The sequence below is a fragment of the Desulfosarcina cetonica JCM 12296 genome (assembly GCF_001311845.1).
GTDB lineage: Bacteria > Desulfobacterota > Desulfobacteria > Desulfobacterales > Desulfosarcinaceae > Desulfosarcina > Desulfosarcina cetonica.
This window is the reverse complement of record NZ_BBCC01000427.1, coordinates 1-1,636: the sequence shown is the minus strand read 5'-3', so window position 1 is coordinate 1,636 and position 1,636 is coordinate 1. Positions and strand designations below refer to the sequence as shown.

The 1,636-nt window shown below is 61.6% G+C and carries 2 protein-coding genes; both read left to right on the top strand.

The window, feature by feature from the left end; all coding sequences use genetic code 11:
* The first annotated feature begins 156 nt into the window (after positions 1-156).
* Positions 157-912, top strand: a complete 756-nt coding sequence (locus JCM12296_RS34625; protein ID WP_054702713.1) for an adenine nucleotide alpha hydrolase family protein — start codon at positions 157-159, stop codon at positions 910-912.
* On the top strand, positions 909-1,636 hold a 728-nt coding region (locus JCM12296_RS34620; RefSeq protein ID WP_054702711.1), incomplete at its 3' end, for an electron transfer flavoprotein subunit alpha/FixB family protein. The genes JCM12296_RS34625 and JCM12296_RS34620, both read left to right, overlap by 4 nt.

The window sequence follows — 1,636 nt, the reverse complement described above, 5'->3', positions numbered from 1 at the left end:
TCCAAATGTCAATTGAAGGATCGTATCGATTTAAATAGATAGCATACCGCCATTTGGCATTTGGCATTGGACATTTGACATTCCTACCCGTTGCCGCGGCGTGAACGAGGGCAGCCATTATCACCTGAGGCTGCCCTGAATAAGGAGGATACAATTATGCATATCGCCGTACTGGCCAAAGTGGTTCCCGATTACGAGGTGCCGAGCGCCGATTTCGAGCTCACCGGCAATCGCGCCCACGGCCGCTACACGCGCATGATCGGGCTGTACGATGAGAACGCCATCGAGACCGGCGTTCAATTGAAGGAAGCCTACAAGGCAAAACTGACCATCATCTCCTACGGTAAGACCGAGGATGTTTCCGTTTTGCGAAAAGCCATTGCCATGGGCGGGGACGCCCTTCATCTGGTGCTCGGCGAGTCCGACGATCCCTTTGTGATCGCCGAGAATCTCAAGATGGCCATCGACCGTTTGGGGGACGTGGACCTGGTGCTGGCCGGACAGCAGTCCGCCGACATGGACCGCGGCGTGGTGCACAGCATTCTGGCCGGTATGCTCCGCTGGCCATTTTTGCCGCAGATCAGCCGCATCCAGTCCGAGGGCGACAGCTGGATGGTCGCCCAGGCCCACGAAAACGGCATTCGCCGCCTCGAATTCTCCGGCAAGGGCGTACTCTCCATCACCAGCATCCCGGAGAACGTGCCCCGCATTCCGGTGGTGCGTGCCATTTTCGCGGCCAAGAAAAAACCCGTGGAGAAGATCGAGGGTATCCCGGGCACGTCCATGGCCGTGGATGAAGTATCCGTGGAAATTCCCAAGATGGAATCGGTCTGCGAGTTTTTGCCCCTCGAGGACATGGCCGATACCGCCAAACTGCTCTTGAGCAAACTAAGGGAGGCCCGCTACCTATGAAAAGCCTGATCATCGAGGTTATCGACACCAAGCGGATCGGCGAGCTGGTCACGGTGAGCCGCACCCTCGGCACCACACCGGACATTCTCGTCCTGGGTGAGGGAGACATTCCCGGCACCTTTGACACGGCCTACCAAAGCCAGGCGGCCGTGGGCGCCAACCTGATCGACCAGATTGCCGATTTGGTCAAAAACGGGGATTACGCCCTGGTGCTGCTCTCGGCCACCACCGTGGGCGCCGAGATCGCCGGCCCCTTGAGCGTGCGCCTGGGCGCGCCGGTGCTCTCCGAGGTCATCGGCGCCACAGCGGACATGACCGTCAACCGGCCCATCTACGGCGGCAAGGCCGTGGCGACGTTTAAAATCGACAAGACCCCGGCCATCCTCACCGTGCGCAGAAAGTACTTCGAGCCGGCCGAGCTGACCGGCACCACCGCGGCCACGCCCCTTGGCGATGCGGCCGATGGGATCCAGCTCCTGGCCGAGGAAGCGGTCGTGACCGAGGGCATCCCGCTGGAGGATGCCAATGTGATCGTCTCCGGCGGACGGGGCATGGGCAGTGGCGAGAACTTTGCCATGCTGCGCGAGATGGCCGCCATTCTGAACGCGGGCGTGGGCGCTTCCCGCGGCGCCGTGGACGAAGGCTGGGCCGCGCCGACCATGCAGATCGGCCAGACCGGCAACATCGTGGCCCCATCGGTCTACCTGGCCGTGGGCATCTCCGG

Coding starts and splice junctions, on each gene's coding strand:
- JCM12296_RS34625 (WP_054702713.1), top strand. CDS start 157: ATGCATATCGCCGTACTGGCCAAAGTGGTTCCCGATTACGAGGTGCCG.